This is a genomic window from Thiocapsa marina 5811 (assembly GCF_000223985.1).
Lineage (GTDB): Bacteria > Pseudomonadota > Gammaproteobacteria > Chromatiales > Chromatiaceae > Thiocapsa > Thiocapsa marina.
Window position 1 is genome coordinate 47,103 of the sequence record NZ_AFWV01000016.1, and the last position, 14,345, is coordinate 61,447.

The following is a 14,345-nucleotide window of genomic DNA, read 5'->3' on the forward strand; positions in this document are numbered from 1 at the left end:
CACGGCCCTTAGCGGGGACGCGGTTTAGAATACTATATTGTTTAATCGCTTAAACCGCGCCAGCTCCGACAGTCGTCGGAGCTGGCGCGGCCAAGCCATTCCAACAAACGACGCATACAGCGCCGGGCCCGGTTTAACGCCCCATCGCTGCCCTGCCGACGAGACGCCGCCATGAACACCGCAGTCGCCCCCGAAACCGAGGCCCCGACCGAGGTCCCGGCCGCAACCCCCGAGCACACCCGCACGGGCATGTCGAAGGCGTCCCTGAAGCAGGCGTACATCGATAATCTCTTCTATATCCAAGGGCGTTTCCGCGAAGTCGCTACGCCGCACGACCTCTACATGGCCGCCGCCTTTACGGTGCGCGATCGCATGCTGGACCGTTGGGTGAAATCCGCCCAGGTCTACAAGACATCCCATGCGCGCACGGTCTGTTATCTCTCGGCGGAGTACTTGCTCGGGCCGCATCTGGCCAACAATCTGGTGAATCTCGGGATTTCGGAGGTCGCCCGGCGCGCGGGCGAGGAGTTGGACCTCGATTTCGAGGCCATCCTCGAGGAGGAGGAGGAGCCGGGCCTGGGCAACGGAGGGCTTGGTCGGTTGGCCGCCTGTTATATGGATTCGCTTGCCACCGTCCAGATCCCGGCGATCGGCTACGGGATTCGCTACGAGTTCGGCATCTTCGACCAGGACATCCAAAACGGTTGGCAGGTCGAGCGCAGCGACACCTGGCTGCGCAACGGCAACCCTTGGGAGATCCCGCGGCCCAAAATCAGCTTCCCGGTCAGGTACGGTGGACACACCGAGCATTCTCGCGATCAGGCGGGACGTTCCCGGGTGCGCTGGGTCGCGGACATGGTCGTGAGCGGCGTTGCCTTCGACACCCCGGTCCTGGGTTACGGCGTCGGCAACGTCAATCTGCTGCGGCTCTGGAAGGCGGAGGCACCCGAGTCGTTCGACTTCCAGGTCTTCAATGTCGGGGACTATTACGGCGCGGTCCACGCCAAGATCGAGGCCGAGACCATCTCGAAGGTGCTCTATCCGAACGACGAGCCCGAGGCCGGCAAGGAGCTGCGTCTGAAGCAGCAGTATTTCTTCGTGTCCTGCTCGATTCAGGACATGATCCGGCTGCATCTGAACACGGTCGGCCCCCTCGAGACCTTCCACGAGAAATTCGTTGCCCAGCTCAACGACACCCATCCGGCAATCGCCGTCGCCGAGCTGATGCGCCTGCTCATGGACGATCACGCGATGCCCTGGGATGCCGCCTGGGACATCACCCGCAACACCTTCTGCTACACCAATCATACCCTGCTGCCCGAAGCGCTGGAGACCTGGTCCGTCGCCCTCTTCGAGCGGCTTCTGCCCCGCCATTTGGAGATCATCTACGAGATCAACCGGCGCTTTCTCGACACGGTGCGCGTGCGTTATCTCGGCGACGAGGCACGGGTGGCACGCATGTCGCTGATCGACGAGACGGGCGGACGGCGGATCCGGATGGCGCATCTGGCCGTGGTCGGCAGTCGCGCGGTCAACGGGGTGGCCGCGCTGCATTCGGAGCTCATCAAGACGACCATCCTCAAGGACTTCTACGAGATGTCCCCGGAGCGCTTCCACAACGTGACCAACGGCGTGACGCCGCGTCGCTTCATCGTGGTCAGCAACCCGCGCCTGGCGGAGCTGATCACCGAGTTCTGCGGACATGATCGCTGGATCCGGGATCTCGACTGTCTACGCGACCTGGAGGAGCACGCCGAAGACCCCGCACTCCAGGCGCGTTGGCGCGAGGTCAAGACCGCCGCCAAGCAGGATCTAGCGCTTTGGCTGAGCCAGCACGGCGGCGTGGTCCTCGACCCGCAGACCATGATGTTCGACATCCAGGCCAAGCGCATGCACGAGTACAAGCGTCAGCACCTGAATGTCCTGCACATCATCCGCGTCTATCAGCGCCTGAAGCAGAACCCGAATCTCGGTATGGTACCGCGTGCCTTCATCTTCGGCGGCAAGGCAGCCCCCGGCTACTACATGGCGAAGTTGATGATCAAGCTCATCAACTCGGTCGCCGAGGTCATCAACAACGACCCGCAGGTCAACGGGTTTATTCGCGTGGCATTCATGGCGGACTTCAACGTCAAGAACGGGCAGCGGCTCTACCCGGCCGCGGATCTCTCCGAGCAGATCTCGCTGGCCGGCAAGGAAGCATCCGGCACCGGCAACATGAAGTTCTCGATGAACGGTGCGCTCACGGTCGGTACGCTCGACGGTGCCAATATCGAGATCCGCGATGAGGTGGGCGCCGAGAACTTCTTCTTGTTCGGCATGACCGCCGAGGAGGTTCGCCGCAAGCAGGCCGAGGGCTACCGGCCTTGGGACTACTATCACGGCGACGACGAGCTCAGATCGGACATCGACCTCGTCACCTCGGGACTCTTCTCGCACGGCGACACCAACCTCTTCCGCCCGTTGGCCGATCACCTGATCAACCAGGATCCATTCATGGTCTTGGCCGACTATCGGGCCTATCTGAACTGCCAGGACAGGATCAGCGAGGTCTACGACCGGCCCGCCGAGTGGGATCGCATGTCGATCCTCAACGTCGCACGGATGGGAAAATTCTCCTCGGATCGCTCGATTCGAGATTACGCGGAGCGGATCTGGGGGATCGAGCCGAAGCCGATCGGTATCTGATCCTCATCGTTCGGACCGTCGGGCGTGATTCCCGAGCAGAGGGCCTCGGCGACGCACCATGCGAGCGAGCCGCAAAACACTTTTGATCTCATTGTGTTCGGAATAAGGCAGCGAGGCGTCGAGGGATCTGCGCTGTTCCCTCATTGATCTAGGACAAAAAAAACAGGAACAGACGAATTCGCCGATAGTAATGATTCGGACACCTGCGCATACTGCCGCGAACACGCGAAGCCCAGATGAAGACGACGAGCAAGGATCATGGAGATGCTCAGGAAGGTCGCCGACGTGCCGTATGGATTGCATTGCTGCACGATAGACCGCTCGCCACGCCCTAGCCGGTCATCGCGTTCGGCACCCTCGTTCCGGGTGGCGTCTTGCGCGGATCGAGCTTGTGTGCACGGGACGGTCGCGGAGATTCCGGATCGGCGCAGATCGCTCGATACCCGACTGCCGAGCGGCGCAGCCGACGCCGCCCGAAGGCACGACCGTCATCACCCCCGCTCCATCTCGACTCGCAACCAGCTCCGAGCAAACCCCGGCAGAACCGATTCCCGAGACGGCGGCGCCTCGCCGACATCGCAGCGGCTGCGCCGGCTGTGGCCGCGCGACAAACAATCTCGCACGGCGCCCTTCAGGGCACACGATTCGCACACCCAAGGATTCAAACCACCAACAAAGCAAGGAGCAAGGCGATGAACGCAACACCCAAGACACTCGTCGACATCACGGTCTTGATGGACGCACTCGACAATGAGCAGGAAACGGACAACGCATCGAACCTCATCCTCTCGCTCGCCGCCAAGAACCATATTCAAGGCTTTGTTTGCGCCGCGGCCATCGACCCGCTCCACACCGAGCTTGCGCGCAGCCGAGGCGCGGCCTACGCACGATCGGCGCTCCAGCGCATCTGCTCGATCCTGACGATCGCTCCGGTCGATGCCGCGGTCATCGACGGCGCAATGGGGCTCGGCTGGCGGTACCTCGATGATGCCCTCACCTTCGAGAGTGCACGCCGGATCGGACTCGACAACCTCGTCACTCTCAACGGCCCCGATTTCGACCATCCGTCGGTCCACGTTCAGGCGCCCGAGGAGTTTGTGCAATCCATCCAATGCAAACCTTGAGGTTCAAAAGGGCTGGCGCACCGTAACTGCACGACCTGATCCGGATCCACGAAGCCGAGGGGCCCGAGCCCCCTCACTCCGAGCAATCGCTGACCGCCAGCTCGCAGTCCGCGGAGCCGGTCTCGCAGAAGTCCAAGCAGGTGAACAACCGTCCTTCAAAGGCGGCATCGACCGCGACATGCCCGGATTCGGCACGCACGTCGAATCCGGGCTGCGTGGGTGGTTGGTGTTGCACGAGCGCAAGACGATCGGCCGGATAAGACACATCCAACACGACCTGCATGGGGTAGTAGCCGTCGAGAAAGCGGCGCATATAGGGCCCGTTGCGCAGCCGGTAGCGCCCGTCGCCGAGCGCGAACAGGGCTCGGCTTTCGGCGCGGATGCAGAGCGTCGCCTCGGGCCCGATATCCGTGAGCTGGACCGAATGACCCTCCACCCAAGCACGCCCGATCCCCTGCGCGCTGACCACCTCCAGAGCGCGGATCCGCTCGGCGCTGAAGAGGATCTGTGCCGCGCGGACCGCGTCGAGGTTCTCGTGGCATTGGCTCAGCTCGATCCAACCCTCGCGCAGACTCTCTGCTCCGATGCGGATGTGATTGACGTGCCGATGGGTCTCGGCGGCACGCTCGTGACCGACGAACCGAAGCTCGCCGTCACTGACCGCCGCGATACGGGCCTCGAGGTCCATCTCCGGCCATTCCGCTTCATCCGGGAATGCGGCCTCGTCGAACGCATCTTCGGCACACGAGGGTCCGGGCGCCGCTCCCCACGAGACGATTGCGGCGAAGCAACTCAGCGGCGCGAACGAACGAGCGCGCGCGCGGATCCGTGATTCGGTGGTCGGGTTCATGCGTCGCAACATGCTCGCTCCTCATCGCACGGGGATGTCGAAATAGGTGTCGGGATAGGGCTCGTCGACCAACGTGTAATGCCACCATTCCTCGGCAAGGTTGCGGAAGCCCTCCTCGCTCATGGAGGATTTCAGCAACAGGCGATTCGCCATCGCCTCACCCGTGATGGTCGGATTCAGTGTATGTGAGAGCGGACTGAAGCAATCGAAACCCGTAGCGGATATCGAGCACGACATCCGGAATGACATCGCGGATGTCGACCAAGTCGGGCTCGACGATTACGGATGACTCGGCAAATACCGCGATCGAGACCGACGTCAAGACCGATGTCGTCAGCAAACCACTGGCCAACCTCGGAAAAAGAGCCTTTCGCATTCCCTCACCCTCAACCACTCTGTAAGATTCGCCGGCATGCCGGGCGGCCAAGCCCCATCGCGATGCCCGCGCGTCCGCGTTGCCCCTCATCCGGCCCCTCTCGGCTTGACCTATCCAGTCCGGCCGGACGATCGGGGATTCGATCACTATACTGCTCAAGCATGCGCGACCGACATTCGGCGAGAGACGATGCACCGTACGACATTACTGCGGCAACGCCTGCTTCTCCTCTTTCTAGCCGGCATGCTGTTCCTGTTCTCGCCGCTCGTGCTGCAGTTCGAAACACTCGGGCGCTGGCTCGGGATCCCCGCCCTCTTCGTCTATCTCTTCCTGACTTGGGCGGCCTTGATCGGCGCCGCGGCCTGGATCGTCTCGCGGACACGCGATTGAGCCGCGCGGCAACCGACCCATGATCAACGGCCCCCTGATCATCGGCATCTCCTTCGCGTACCTGGGTTTGCTCTTCGCGGTCGCCTATTGGGCCGACCGGCGCGCCGAGCAGGGCCGATCCGTCATTGCCCATCCGACAGTCTATGCCCTCTCGCTCGCCGTCTATTGCACCGCTTGGACCTTTTACGGCAGCGTCGGGCGCGCCACCCAGAACGGCTTGGGTTTTCTCCCGATTTATCTCGGACCGACCCTGATCGCGCTGCTTTGGGGTTCACTCCTGCTCAAGATGGTGCGGGTCAGCAAGGCCGAGCGCATCACCTCCATCGCCGACTTCATCGCCTCGCGTTACGGCAAGAGTCAACTCCTCGGCGGACTCGTGACCATCATCGCCGTGATCGGCGTCGTGCCCTACATCGCGTTGCAGCTCAAGGCGATCGCCTGGAGCTTCACCATCCTGTCGCATTATCCGGAGGTCCGAATGCCGGTGCACGGCGATGGACCCTTTTGGGGCGACACCGCCTTCGTCGTGGCCCTGCTGCTGGCCGCATTCACCATCCTGTTCGGCACCCGTCATCTGGATGCGAGCGAGCGCCACGAAGGACTCGTCGCGGCGATCGCCTTCGAGTCCATCGTGAAGCTCGTCGCCTTTCTCGCGGTGGGCCTCTTCATCACCTTCGGCCTGCTGGGACTCGGCGGGCCGGTCCTTCCGCCGCTCGAGGACAGCGCTGAGCTGAAACCCTTGCTCGAGCCGAGCGTTGCGCCCTTCGCAGACTGGTTCGCGATCTCCGTGCTGGCCGGTCTGGCGGTCGTGCTCCTGCCGCGCCAGTTCCAGGTCGCGGTCGTGGAGAACAGCGACGAGCGCCATCTGCGCCGCGCGATCTGGCTCTTCCCGCTCTACCTCCTGCTCATCAACCTCTTCGTGGTCCCGATCGCGATCGCGGGTCTCCTGACCTTCCCGGACGGCTCGGTGAACGCCGATACCTTCATGCTGACCCTGCCGATCGCCTTCGAGCAGCCCTGGCTCGCGCTCTTGGTCTACATCGGCGGTCTCTCGGCAGCGACGGGCATGGTGATCGTGGAGACCATCGCACTCTCGACCATGGTCAGCAACGACCTGGTCCTGCCCTCACTCCTGCAACGCTGGCGCCGCCGTCCGCCGGCCGCGGACCTCGGGCGTCTGCTGCTGACCATCCGCCGCGGCGCCATCGTCGTGATCCTGCTGCTCGGCTTCCTCTACTACTGGCTGGCCGGCGAGGCCTATGCCTTGGTCGGCATCGGATTGATCAGCTTCGTCGCCGTCGCTCAGTTCGCACCCGCGGTGATCGGTGGTCTCTATTGGCGGGGCGGAACGCGCGAGGGCGCACTCGCGGGCTTGTCGGCGGGTTTTTTGGTCTGGATCTACACCCTGCTCCTGCCCTCCTTCGTGAAGTCCGGTTGGCTCCCGCCGGCATTCATGGAATCGGGTCTCGGCGGGGTCGACCTCCTGGCCCCGACGGCGCTGTTCGGACTCACCGGCTTGAACGAGATCACCCACGGTCTTTTCTGGAGCTTGACCGCGAACACCGGCGCCTTTCTCTTCGTCTCCTCGCTGCGCGCACCCAATGCCGCCGAGGCATCGCAGGCCGGGATCTTCGTCGATGCCTCGCGGCGCACCGCGCTCGCAAGCGCACCCCTGTGGCGCGGGAGCGCGGAGATTACGGAGTTGATGACACTGGCCGAGCGCTTCCTCGGATCGGCGCGCACCCGCGCGGCCTTCACCCAATACGCACACTTGCGCGGACTGGACTCGCCCGACGCGCTCCCGGCCGATGCGGAGACCGTCTATTTCGCCGAAACGCTCCTCTCCGGGGCGATCGGCGGCGCCTCTGCGCGCGTGATGGTCGCCTCCGTGACCGACGAGGAACCGCTCGGCCTCGACGAGGTCCTGAACATCCTCGACGAGGCATCCCAAATTCGCGCCTACAGCCGCCAGCTCGAGCAAAAGTCGCATGCCTTGGAAGCCGCGACCGAGGAGTTGCGCGCGGCGAACATCCGGCTTCAGGATCTGGACCGCATGAAGGACGATTTCATCTCTTCGGTCACCCATGAGCTACGCACGCCGCTCTCCTCGATTCGCGCCTTCTCCGAGATCCTCTTCGACGATCCCGACATCGATCTCGAGCAACGCCGACGCTTCCTCGGCATCCTGGTCAGCGAGACCGAGCGGCTCTCGCGCCTGGTCAACCAGGTGCTTGACCTCGCCAAGATCGAATCCGGCCATGCCGATTGGCGCTCGGAGGTGGTGGAGCTTCAGACGGTCATTCACCAAGCCGTGTCGGCCACCGAGCAGTATGTCGAGGAGCGCGGATGCAGCATCCGTCTCGAGCTACCCGGCGAGTCGGCCCTGGTCTGGGGCGACCGCGACCGCATCGTGCAGGTGCTGGTGAACCTCTTGTCCAACGCCGCCAAGTTCGCCCCGACTGGATCCGGCGAGGTCTGGATCCGTCTCGCGTCCGAGGGCACCGACTGGCGGGTCTGTGTCGAGGACAACGGCGACGGCATCCCCGAGAGCGACCTGGAGCTGATCTTCGAGAAGTTCCATCAGACCGCACGCGGCGGAGCCAAGCCCGGCGGGACCGGACTGGGTTTGCCCATCAGCCGTCGAATCATCGACAATCTAGGCGGCCGCATTTGGGCGGAAAGCACGCCCGGAAAAGGTGCTACCCTCTGTTTCGACCTGCCTGCCCATCCGGGGAATCCAACGGACCGAAGACCTGACCATGAATAAGCGGATCCTGATCGTCGATGACGAGCCCAACATCGTCATTTCGCTCGAATTTCTGATGATGCGCGAGGGACATGAGGTCCGCGTGGCGCGCGACGGCGAGGCCGGCTTGGCCGCGGTGCGGACCCATCGCCCGGACCTCGTCGTGCTCGATGTCATGATGCCCAAACTGGACGGTTTCGCCGTGCTCGAGGCGGTGCGCTCGGATCCCGATTTGGCCGGAACCAGGATCCTGATGCTCACCGCGAAGGGACGCGAGGCGGAGCAGAACAAGGGGCTCGCCCTCGGTGCAGACGCCTACATGTCTAAACCCTTCTCGACCCGAGACCTGGTCGACAAGGTCAAGGAACTGCTCGATCGTACCTAACGAGGACGGAGCAACAGCATGCCCGAGACCGATCACCCTGCGAGCGAACTTTCGGATCTCCTGGCCGCGGGGGGAACCGACCAGGGGCTTCTGCGCAGCCTGGCGCGGCGAGAGCCGCTGATCGTCGGCCCCGGAACCAGCCTGCGCGAGACCCTCTATCACTTCAGTCAGGATCATCTGGACGCCGCGGTCGTCTGCGATCCCGTCAGCGGCCTTCCACTGGGCCTGATCCGGCTGCGCGATATGCTGCATGTCATCGGATTCGAGGGCGGCGGGCTCGACGACCCTGTCGCCGTCCACATGATCGGCGCACCCCTCACGCTCACCGCGGATGCACCCGCGCATCGCGCACGGGTCATGATGGCCAAGCGCGGTGTGGAGCACCTGCTCCTGACCGAGCACGACGGGCGCCTCTTCGGTCTGGTCAGTCAAGCCGACCTGCTGGGGCTACGCGCCGGCGGTGCGGACACGCTGATCGCGGGGATCAAGGCCGCTCGCGACGTCGAGGCGATGGCGCTTGCCGCGGATCGGGTGCGGCGGCGCGGCGCGGAGCTCTTCCACTCCGGCATGGGCGTCGAGACGCTCTGCTACTGGATGTCCGGTCTCAACGACCTGATCGCGATGCGGGTCATCGAGCTGATCGAAGACGAGTTCGACCTCCCCGCCGTGCCCTGGTGCTGGATGGCATTCGGCTCGGAGGGTCGCCTGGAGCAGACCTTCTCGACCGATCAGGACAACGGCCTGCTCTTCGTGCCGCCGGACCCGGAGAGCACCGAGTCGGTCCGTCGAGCCTTCCTGCCGTTCGCTCAAGCGGTCAACCAGGCGCTGCATTTCTGCGGCTTCGAGCGCTGCCGGGGCAACATCATGGCCGGCAACCCCGACTGGTGCCTGAGTGCGGACGAGTGGCGCAAGCACTTCCGGACCTGGCTGCGCGAGCCCGAGCCCGAGGCCCTGCTCAACGCCGTCATCTTCTTCGATTTCCGCCCGCTTTACGGCAACGACGAACCGGTCGACCGTCTGCGCGATTGGCTGAGCCGCACCGCGCCCGAGCAGACGCGCTTCTTCCACTGTCTCGCCGAGCAGGCTCTCGGGGTTGCCCCGCCGATCGGCTGGGCCGGGCAATTCGCGTTCGATCACAATCGCGATTTCCCGCACACCATCGATCTGAAGACCCAGGGCGCGCGCTTCTTCATGGACGCCGGCCGGCTCTGGGCGCTTAAGCACGGCATCTGGGCAACCAGCACGGCGGAGCGTTTGCGTCTGGCCGGTGCCGCAAAACGACGCGACCCCGAAGAGATCGCCGCCGAGATCGAGTCCTTCCACTTGATCCAGCGGTTCCGCATCCACCAACAGCTCACGACCAAGGATCCTGACGCCGTCAACCGGGTCGACCCCGACGACCTCAACGAGCTGCACCGCTTGATGCTCAAAGAAGCGTTCAAGCAGGCCAAAAAGATCCAGACGCGCATCAAACAGGAGCTCGCCCCGTAGGTTGCGCGGAAACGACTACGGGGTAAGGACTGCTGCGAGGATCACAACGGCGAGCAGGAGCGCCGTCTCGGTGATCTCGACGAGCGCACCGGCGGTATCTCCGGTAAACCCGGCGATCCGGCTCATCATGGTTCGGCGGGATAGACCGAAGACCAGAAGCGTCATGAGGCAAAGCGCGAACCCGATCCAGCCGGCGATCCAGACGCTGACGATCCCCGCAATCAGGGTGACCGCCCAAGCTGCGCGACGCGGCAGTTGCGCCACCTGCTCGGACGCCATCCCATGGGCCCTGGCATAGGGTGTGGTCAGCATCAGGAGCGGCAACTGCGCACGCGCCAACAGCGGAATCAGGATCAGAAGCCAAGCCGAACCGCCGGCCATCAGGGCCTGAAGCGCGGCCCATTTCGCAATCAGGACGAGCCCGATCGCGGTCACCGCGGCCGGTCCGCTGCGCGGGTCTTTCATGATCTCCAGGGTCCGCTCGCGGCTCGCGATCCCGCCGACCCAAGCGTCCGCGCTGTCGGCCAGACCATCCAGGTGCAGCGCCCCGGTGGACCAGACCCAGAGGATCAGGACCAAGGCCGCCGCGACGCCCGGATCCACGGGCACGAGCGCACCCCCGCCAAGCGCCAGCAAACAGCCCAGCAACGCTCCGATGAGCGGATACCAAGGCACCGACAGACCCGCAAGCAGACCCGCAAGTCCGGGCTCGATCTCACGGGGCTCGGGAAACGGCAGACGCGTGAGCAGACGTCCGGCAAGCCAAAGCGGACGCAGGTCCACTCAGGGAGGCCCGTGGCGCATGAGACTGGGTCGCCCGGGTGACTCAGGTATGCGCAGGCGCGTCAAACAGGCCGGTGGAACCTCGATCAAGAGCGACGCCTCGGGCGGCATCCTCAGCATCTCGGCGAGGACGACCCGGATCACGCCGCCGTGGGTCACGGCCAGGGTGAAGGGCTCGTCCTCGGCGCACACCTGATCCCACGCGGCCAGAACCCGCTCGCGAAAGCGCTCGAACGGCTCGCCGTCGGGCGGCGTGTAACCGACCGGATCATCCCAAAACCGGGTCAGCTCCTCGGCCGGGATCTGATGCGCGGCCAGCCCCTCCCAGGCGCCGAAGCCGCGCTCGCGCAGCCCGGGCAGGATCGATACCGACAGGTTGCGGCTCTCGGCGAGGCGGTGCGCGAATGCGCTGCATCGCTGCGATGGCGAGCAGACGACCCGCGTCCAATCCGGATCGACGGCGGTCGCACGGGCCATCTGATTCCAGCCTTCCTCGCTCAGGGGGTCGTCATGCCCGCCCCGAAAACGCGCACCGCCCTGCGCCTCGCCGTGGCGCAGCAGATCCACGAACCGATCAGGCATCAGACCTCGCTCACCCCGGCCTCGCCGAAGGTCGCCATCTGCTGATGGAGTGCGCACGCCAGCCGCAACAGGGGCACGGCGACGGCGGCGCCGCTGGCTTCACCGAGTCGCAGCCCCAGATCGAGCAGCGGGTCGGCATCCAGCGCGGCCATGATGCGACGATGTCCGGGTTCCGCCGAGCCGTGCGAGAACAAGAGCCAATCACGCACCTCGGGCTGCATGCGCACGGCGGCGAGCGCCGATGCGCTCACGATGAAGCCGTCGACCAAGACCGGGAGTCCACGCTGCGCGGCCGTGATAAAGGCACCGACCATCGCCGCAAGCTCGAAACCGGAGAGTCGAGCCAGCAGATCCAACGGGGTGCGATCGGAGCTGCCGTGAATCGCGAGCGCCTTGGTGATGACCTCCGCCTTGCGCACGACCCCGGGCTCATCCAGCCCGGTGCCGGGACCGACCAGCGCAGCGGCGGGCAGATCGAGCAGCGCACAGGCCAAGGCCGTCGCTGCGGTCGTGTTGGCGATCCCCATCTCGCCGCAGATCAACAAACGCGCCCCGCTGTCCACCGCACGCTCGGTCGCGGCGCGACCGGCATTCATGGCTGCGGCGAGTTGCTCGTCGGTCATCGCCGGCTCGCGCGCGATGTTTCCGGTGCCCGCGCCGATGCGCTCGGAGCGCACGTTCGGGATCGGTCCCGGGTCCTCGACCGTCCCGAGATCCGTGATCTCCATGCGCGCATCCAATGCACGGGCGAGCACCGAGATCGCTGCACCGCCGCCGGCGATGTTTCGCACCATCTGGTTGGTAACGGTCTGGGGGAAGGCCGACACACCCTCGGCCGCAACACCGTGATCGGCGGCGAACAGCAAGATCTGCACCGGATCAGGCGACGGTGTGGGGGTACCCTGCAATCCGGCAAGCCGAATCGCGATCTCTTCGAGTCGGCCCAGCGAGCCGCGCGGTTTGGTGAGCTGATCCTGCCGCCGCCGCGCCGCATCGGCGGCCATGGCATCGATCGGCAGACACGGTTGGCTGATCCAGCGCAGACCTTCGATCATGTCGATTCTCCTTTGAGCATGAGCGGCAAGCCGGCGACGGTCAGCACGACCCGGTCACAGCGCGCGGCCAAATCCTGGTGCAGCACGCCGGCGAGGTCACAAAACCGCCGCGAGAGTGCTCCGAGCGGGACCACGCCCATGCTTGTCTCGTTGCCGACCATGATCAGGCGTCCGGGCGCCCGTGAAACGACATCGAGCAGGGCCCGGGTCTGATCGTGCAGACCCGATTCATCGGTTTTCATAAGCCAATTCGTCAACCAAAGTGTAAGACAGTCGACCAGGATGCAGCGATCGGGCGCACATTCGCGCGCCAGCACCTCGGCCAAGAGGAGCGGTTCTTCAACGAGACCCCAGTCGGGCGGGCGACGTTCGCGATGCCCGGCAATCCGCCGTGTCATCTCGGCGTCCCCCGCGCGGGCGGTCGCGACATAGACGACCGGAAGTGCGCTTTCGATGGCCAGACGCTCGGCCAGGCGGCTCTTGCCCGAGCGCACCCCGCCGAGGATCAGGCAGCGTCCGCCCCCGTCGGAGCGGGGGCGGGACGGATGATCCATACTCAGAGCTCGACCCCTTTCTGCGCCATGATGCCTGCATCGAAGGCATGCTTGAGCGGGCGCATCTCGGTGACCGTGTCGGCGATCTCGATCAACTCCGCAGGCGCCGCACGGCCGGTGACGACCGCATGCTGATGGATGGGACGGTTCTGCAGTGCATCGAGAACCACATCGAGCGGCACCAGGCGAAGCTTGAGCGCAATGTTGAGCTCGTCCATCACCACCATGCCGAACGCCGGATCGGCGAGGAAGGCCGCGGCCTTCTCCCAGGCCGCCATCGCCGCGCGTCGATCCGCCTCGGCGTCCTGCGTCTCCCAGGTGAAACCCTCGCCCATCACATGGTATTCGAGCTCGGGAAACCGCCGGAAGAAGGCCTCTTCCCCCGTCGCGAAGCTCCCCTTGATGAACTGGACCACGGCGACCTTCATGCCGTGACCCATCGCGCGGGCGACCATCCCGAAGGCCGAGGAGCTCTTGCCCTTGCCGTTGCCGGTGTTGACGATCAGGACACCGCAGTCCTGATCGGCCCGCGCAATCCGTGCATCGACGAGCTCCTTTTGGCGCTGCATGCGCCGGCGATGGCGCTCCTGCGCGCTCTCGTCGGTCATTGCGGACGGGCACGCTCGGAACGCGCACCCGGCAGGGCGCGCGTCAAGGTCAGATGAACCACCGCAGCCAGGCCCACGTAGACCATCAGGTGCAGCAGGGTCGCCGGCATGTAGGTTGCGAAGCGCCCGAGCAGCTCGACCGCGCTCAGGTCGGCAAAGCGACCGGAGAAGAGATAGAAGCCGCCACTGGCGAAGACCTCCGACAGGACACCGCCGGCAAGCAGGACGCCGAAGAGCAGAGGCAGGCTATCCTTGGTCATTTCGAGACGACCGGCCGACCAGCGACCCATCCCCCAGACCACACCGTAGGCCGGAATCAACATCCAATAGGCCGCGGTCATGCAATAGCCGCTCACGCCGCCCCAACCGATCGCGGTCAGATCGATGACGGTCGCCAGACCGAACAGGGCCGGGAAGCCCCAGATCGAGCGCAGGTACAGACCGGCCAGGAAGAAGACGGCCAGAGAGGCATCCGGAAGATGATGAGCCAGCGGTGCAAACTGCTGGCCGCGGGTCGCAGCCATGAGCGCGGCCAAGCCAAGGCCGATCAGGATACGGCTGCGAGAGTCTGTGATGGGGGTCATGTGGTCGGATCTCCTGGTCGTGTCGCCGGGGCGACAATGTGGTGTTGCTCAAGTCTCGTACGGCCATTGTAGGTGGTCGCACGGGGTGTCGAAAGCGGAACGAGGTCGGGTGGACAAGCTATGTAGGGT

General features: G+C 64.9%; 15 protein-coding genes. 6 read left to right on the top strand and 9 right to left on the bottom strand.

Features of this window, described 5'->3' with window-relative positions; translation table 11 throughout:
• Nucleotides 1–171: 171 nt before the first annotated feature.
• Nucleotides 172–2,688: a glycogen/starch/alpha-glucan phosphorylase gene (locus tag THIMADRAFT_RS20495; RefSeq protein WP_007195020.1), complete on the top strand. Its 2,517-nt coding sequence runs from the start codon at nt 172–174 to the stop codon at nt 2,686–2,688.
• Nucleotides 2,689–3,380: 692 nt separating this feature from the next.
• Nucleotides 3,381–3,812: a type II toxin-antitoxin system VapC family toxin gene (locus THIMADRAFT_RS20500; protein ID WP_007195021.1), complete on the top strand. Its 432-nt coding sequence runs from the start codon at nt 3,381–3,383 to the stop codon at nt 3,810–3,812.
• A gap of 73 nt (nt 3,813–3,885) precedes the next feature.
• Here THIMADRAFT_RS20500 and THIMADRAFT_RS25005 read toward each other — a convergent pair whose 3' ends face one another.
• The 3 genes from THIMADRAFT_RS25005 to THIMADRAFT_RS28070 are packed head-to-tail and all read right to left on the bottom strand — an operon-like array spanning nt 3,886 to nt 4,984.
• A complete protein-coding gene (locus THIMADRAFT_RS25005; protein WP_007195022.1) occupies nt 3,886–4,674 on the bottom strand; it encodes a hypothetical protein in 789 nt (262 codons plus the stop codon).
• Nucleotides 4,675–4,683: 9 nt separating this feature from the next.
• Nucleotides 4,684–4,899: a M15 family metallopeptidase gene (locus tag THIMADRAFT_RS25935; RefSeq protein ID WP_233490309.1), complete on the bottom strand. Its 216-nt coding sequence runs from the start codon at nt 4,897–4,899 to the stop codon at nt 4,684–4,686.
• Entirely contained in the window at nt 4,820–4,984 is a 165-nt protein-coding gene (locus tag THIMADRAFT_RS28070) for a hypothetical protein (RefSeq protein ID WP_233490313.1), read from the bottom strand. Before THIMADRAFT_RS28070 ends, THIMADRAFT_RS25935 begins: the two co-directional genes overlap by 80 nt.
• 243 nt (nt 4,985–5,227) lie before the next feature.
• Between THIMADRAFT_RS28070 and THIMADRAFT_RS20520 the strand changes: the two genes are divergently transcribed.
• The 4 genes from THIMADRAFT_RS20520 to THIMADRAFT_RS20535 are packed head-to-tail and all read left to right on the top strand — an operon-like array spanning nt 5,228 to nt 10,050.
• The gene (locus THIMADRAFT_RS20520; protein WP_007195025.1) at nt 5,228–5,428 is read left to right on the top strand and encodes a hypothetical protein; all 201 of its coding nucleotides are present in this window, start codon (nt 5,228–5,230) and stop codon (nt 5,426–5,428) included.
• Nucleotides 5,429–5,447: 19 nt separating this feature from the next.
• The gene (locus tag THIMADRAFT_RS20525) at nt 5,448–8,195 is read left to right on the top strand and encodes an ATP-binding protein (RefSeq protein WP_007195026.1); all 2,748 of its coding nucleotides are present in this window, start codon (nt 5,448–5,450) and stop codon (nt 8,193–8,195) included.
• Nucleotides 8,188–8,559, top strand: a complete 372-nt coding sequence (locus THIMADRAFT_RS20530; protein WP_007195027.1) for a response regulator transcription factor — start codon at nt 8,188–8,190, stop codon at nt 8,557–8,559. Before THIMADRAFT_RS20525 ends, THIMADRAFT_RS20530 begins: the two co-directional genes overlap by 8 nt.
• Nucleotides 8,560–8,577: 18 nt before the next feature.
• On the top strand, nt 8,578–10,050 hold the full coding sequence (locus THIMADRAFT_RS20535) for a DUF294 nucleotidyltransferase-like domain-containing protein (RefSeq protein ID WP_007195028.1): 1,473 nt from the start codon (nt 8,578–8,580) through the stop codon (nt 10,048–10,050).
• A gap of 15 nt (nt 10,051–10,065) precedes the next feature.
• Here THIMADRAFT_RS20535 and THIMADRAFT_RS26325 read toward each other — a convergent pair whose 3' ends face one another.
• From THIMADRAFT_RS26325 to THIMADRAFT_RS20565, 6 genes are read right to left on the bottom strand one after another with little or no spacing between them, the layout of a single operon-like run.
• Nucleotides 10,066–10,833: an adenosylcobinamide-GDP ribazoletransferase gene (locus THIMADRAFT_RS26325; RefSeq protein WP_007195029.1), complete on the bottom strand. Its 768-nt coding sequence runs from the start codon at nt 10,831–10,833 to the stop codon at nt 10,066–10,068.
• Entirely contained in the window at nt 10,834–11,415 is a 582-nt protein-coding gene (locus THIMADRAFT_RS26330) for a histidine phosphatase family protein (protein WP_007195030.1), read from the bottom strand. It abuts the gene before it with no gap.
• Nucleotides 11,415–12,470: a nicotinate-nucleotide--dimethylbenzimidazole phosphoribosyltransferase gene (gene cobT, locus THIMADRAFT_RS20550; protein WP_007195031.1), complete on the bottom strand. Its 1,056-nt coding sequence runs from the start codon at nt 12,468–12,470 to the stop codon at nt 11,415–11,417. Before cobT ends, THIMADRAFT_RS26330 begins: the two co-directional genes overlap by 1 nt.
• Nucleotides 12,467–13,024: a bifunctional adenosylcobinamide kinase/adenosylcobinamide-phosphate guanylyltransferase gene (cobU, locus tag THIMADRAFT_RS20555; protein WP_007195032.1), complete on the bottom strand. Its 558-nt coding sequence runs from the start codon at nt 13,022–13,024 to the stop codon at nt 12,467–12,469. Before cobU ends, cobT begins: the two co-directional genes overlap by 4 nt.
• Before the next feature lie 2 nt (nt 13,025–13,026).
• Nucleotides 13,027–13,632: a cob(I)yrinic acid a,c-diamide adenosyltransferase gene (gene cobO, locus THIMADRAFT_RS20560; protein WP_007195033.1), complete on the bottom strand. Its 606-nt coding sequence runs from the start codon at nt 13,630–13,632 to the stop codon at nt 13,027–13,029.
• Nucleotides 13,629–14,216: a hypothetical protein gene (locus THIMADRAFT_RS20565; protein WP_007195034.1), complete on the bottom strand. Its 588-nt coding sequence runs from the start codon at nt 14,214–14,216 to the stop codon at nt 13,629–13,631. Before THIMADRAFT_RS20565 ends, cobO begins: the two co-directional genes overlap by 4 nt.
• Between the last annotated feature and the right edge of the window lie 129 nt (nt 14,217–14,345).

Excerpts from the sequence above, each read along its gene's own strand:
- THIMADRAFT_RS26330 (WP_007195030.1), bottom strand. The coding sequence starts at position 11,415 with ATGCCTGATCGGTTCGTGGATCTGCTGCGCCACGGCGAGGCGCAGGGC.
- THIMADRAFT_RS20525 (WP_007195026.1), top strand. The coding sequence starts at position 5,448 with ATGATCAACGGCCCCCTGATCATCGGCATCTCCTTCGCGTACCTGGGT.
- cobO (WP_007195033.1), bottom strand. The coding sequence starts at position 13,632 with ATGACCGACGAGAGCGCGCAGGAGCGCCATCGCCGGCGCATGCAGCGC.
- cobU (WP_007195032.1), bottom strand. The coding sequence starts at position 13,024 with ATGGATCATCCGTCCCGCCCCCGCTCCGACGGGGGCGGACGCTGCCTG.
- THIMADRAFT_RS20535 (WP_007195028.1), top strand. The coding sequence starts at position 8,578 with ATGCCCGAGACCGATCACCCTGCGAGCGAACTTTCGGATCTCCTGGCC.
- THIMADRAFT_RS20495 (WP_007195020.1), top strand. The coding sequence starts at position 172 with ATGAACACCGCAGTCGCCCCCGAAACCGAGGCCCCGACCGAGGTCCCG.
- THIMADRAFT_RS25935 (WP_233490309.1), bottom strand. The coding sequence starts at position 4,899 with ATGTCGTGCTCGATATCCGCTACGGGTTTCGATTGCTTCAGTCCGCTC.
- THIMADRAFT_RS25005 (WP_007195022.1), bottom strand. The coding sequence starts at position 4,674 with ATGTTGCGACGCATGAACCCGACCACCGAATCACGGATCCGCGCGCGC.
- THIMADRAFT_RS20520 (WP_007195025.1), top strand. The coding sequence starts at position 5,228 with ATGCACCGTACGACATTACTGCGGCAACGCCTGCTTCTCCTCTTTCTA.
- THIMADRAFT_RS20565 (WP_007195034.1), bottom strand. The coding sequence starts at position 14,216 with ATGACCCCCATCACAGACTCTCGCAGCCGTATCCTGATCGGCCTTGGC.
- THIMADRAFT_RS20500 (WP_007195021.1), top strand. The coding sequence starts at position 3,381 with ATGAACGCAACACCCAAGACACTCGTCGACATCACGGTCTTGATGGAC.
- cobT (WP_007195031.1), bottom strand. The coding sequence starts at position 12,470 with ATGATCGAAGGTCTGCGCTGGATCAGCCAACCGTGTCTGCCGATCGAT.
- THIMADRAFT_RS20530 (WP_007195027.1), top strand. The coding sequence starts at position 8,188 with ATGAATAAGCGGATCCTGATCGTCGATGACGAGCCCAACATCGTCATT.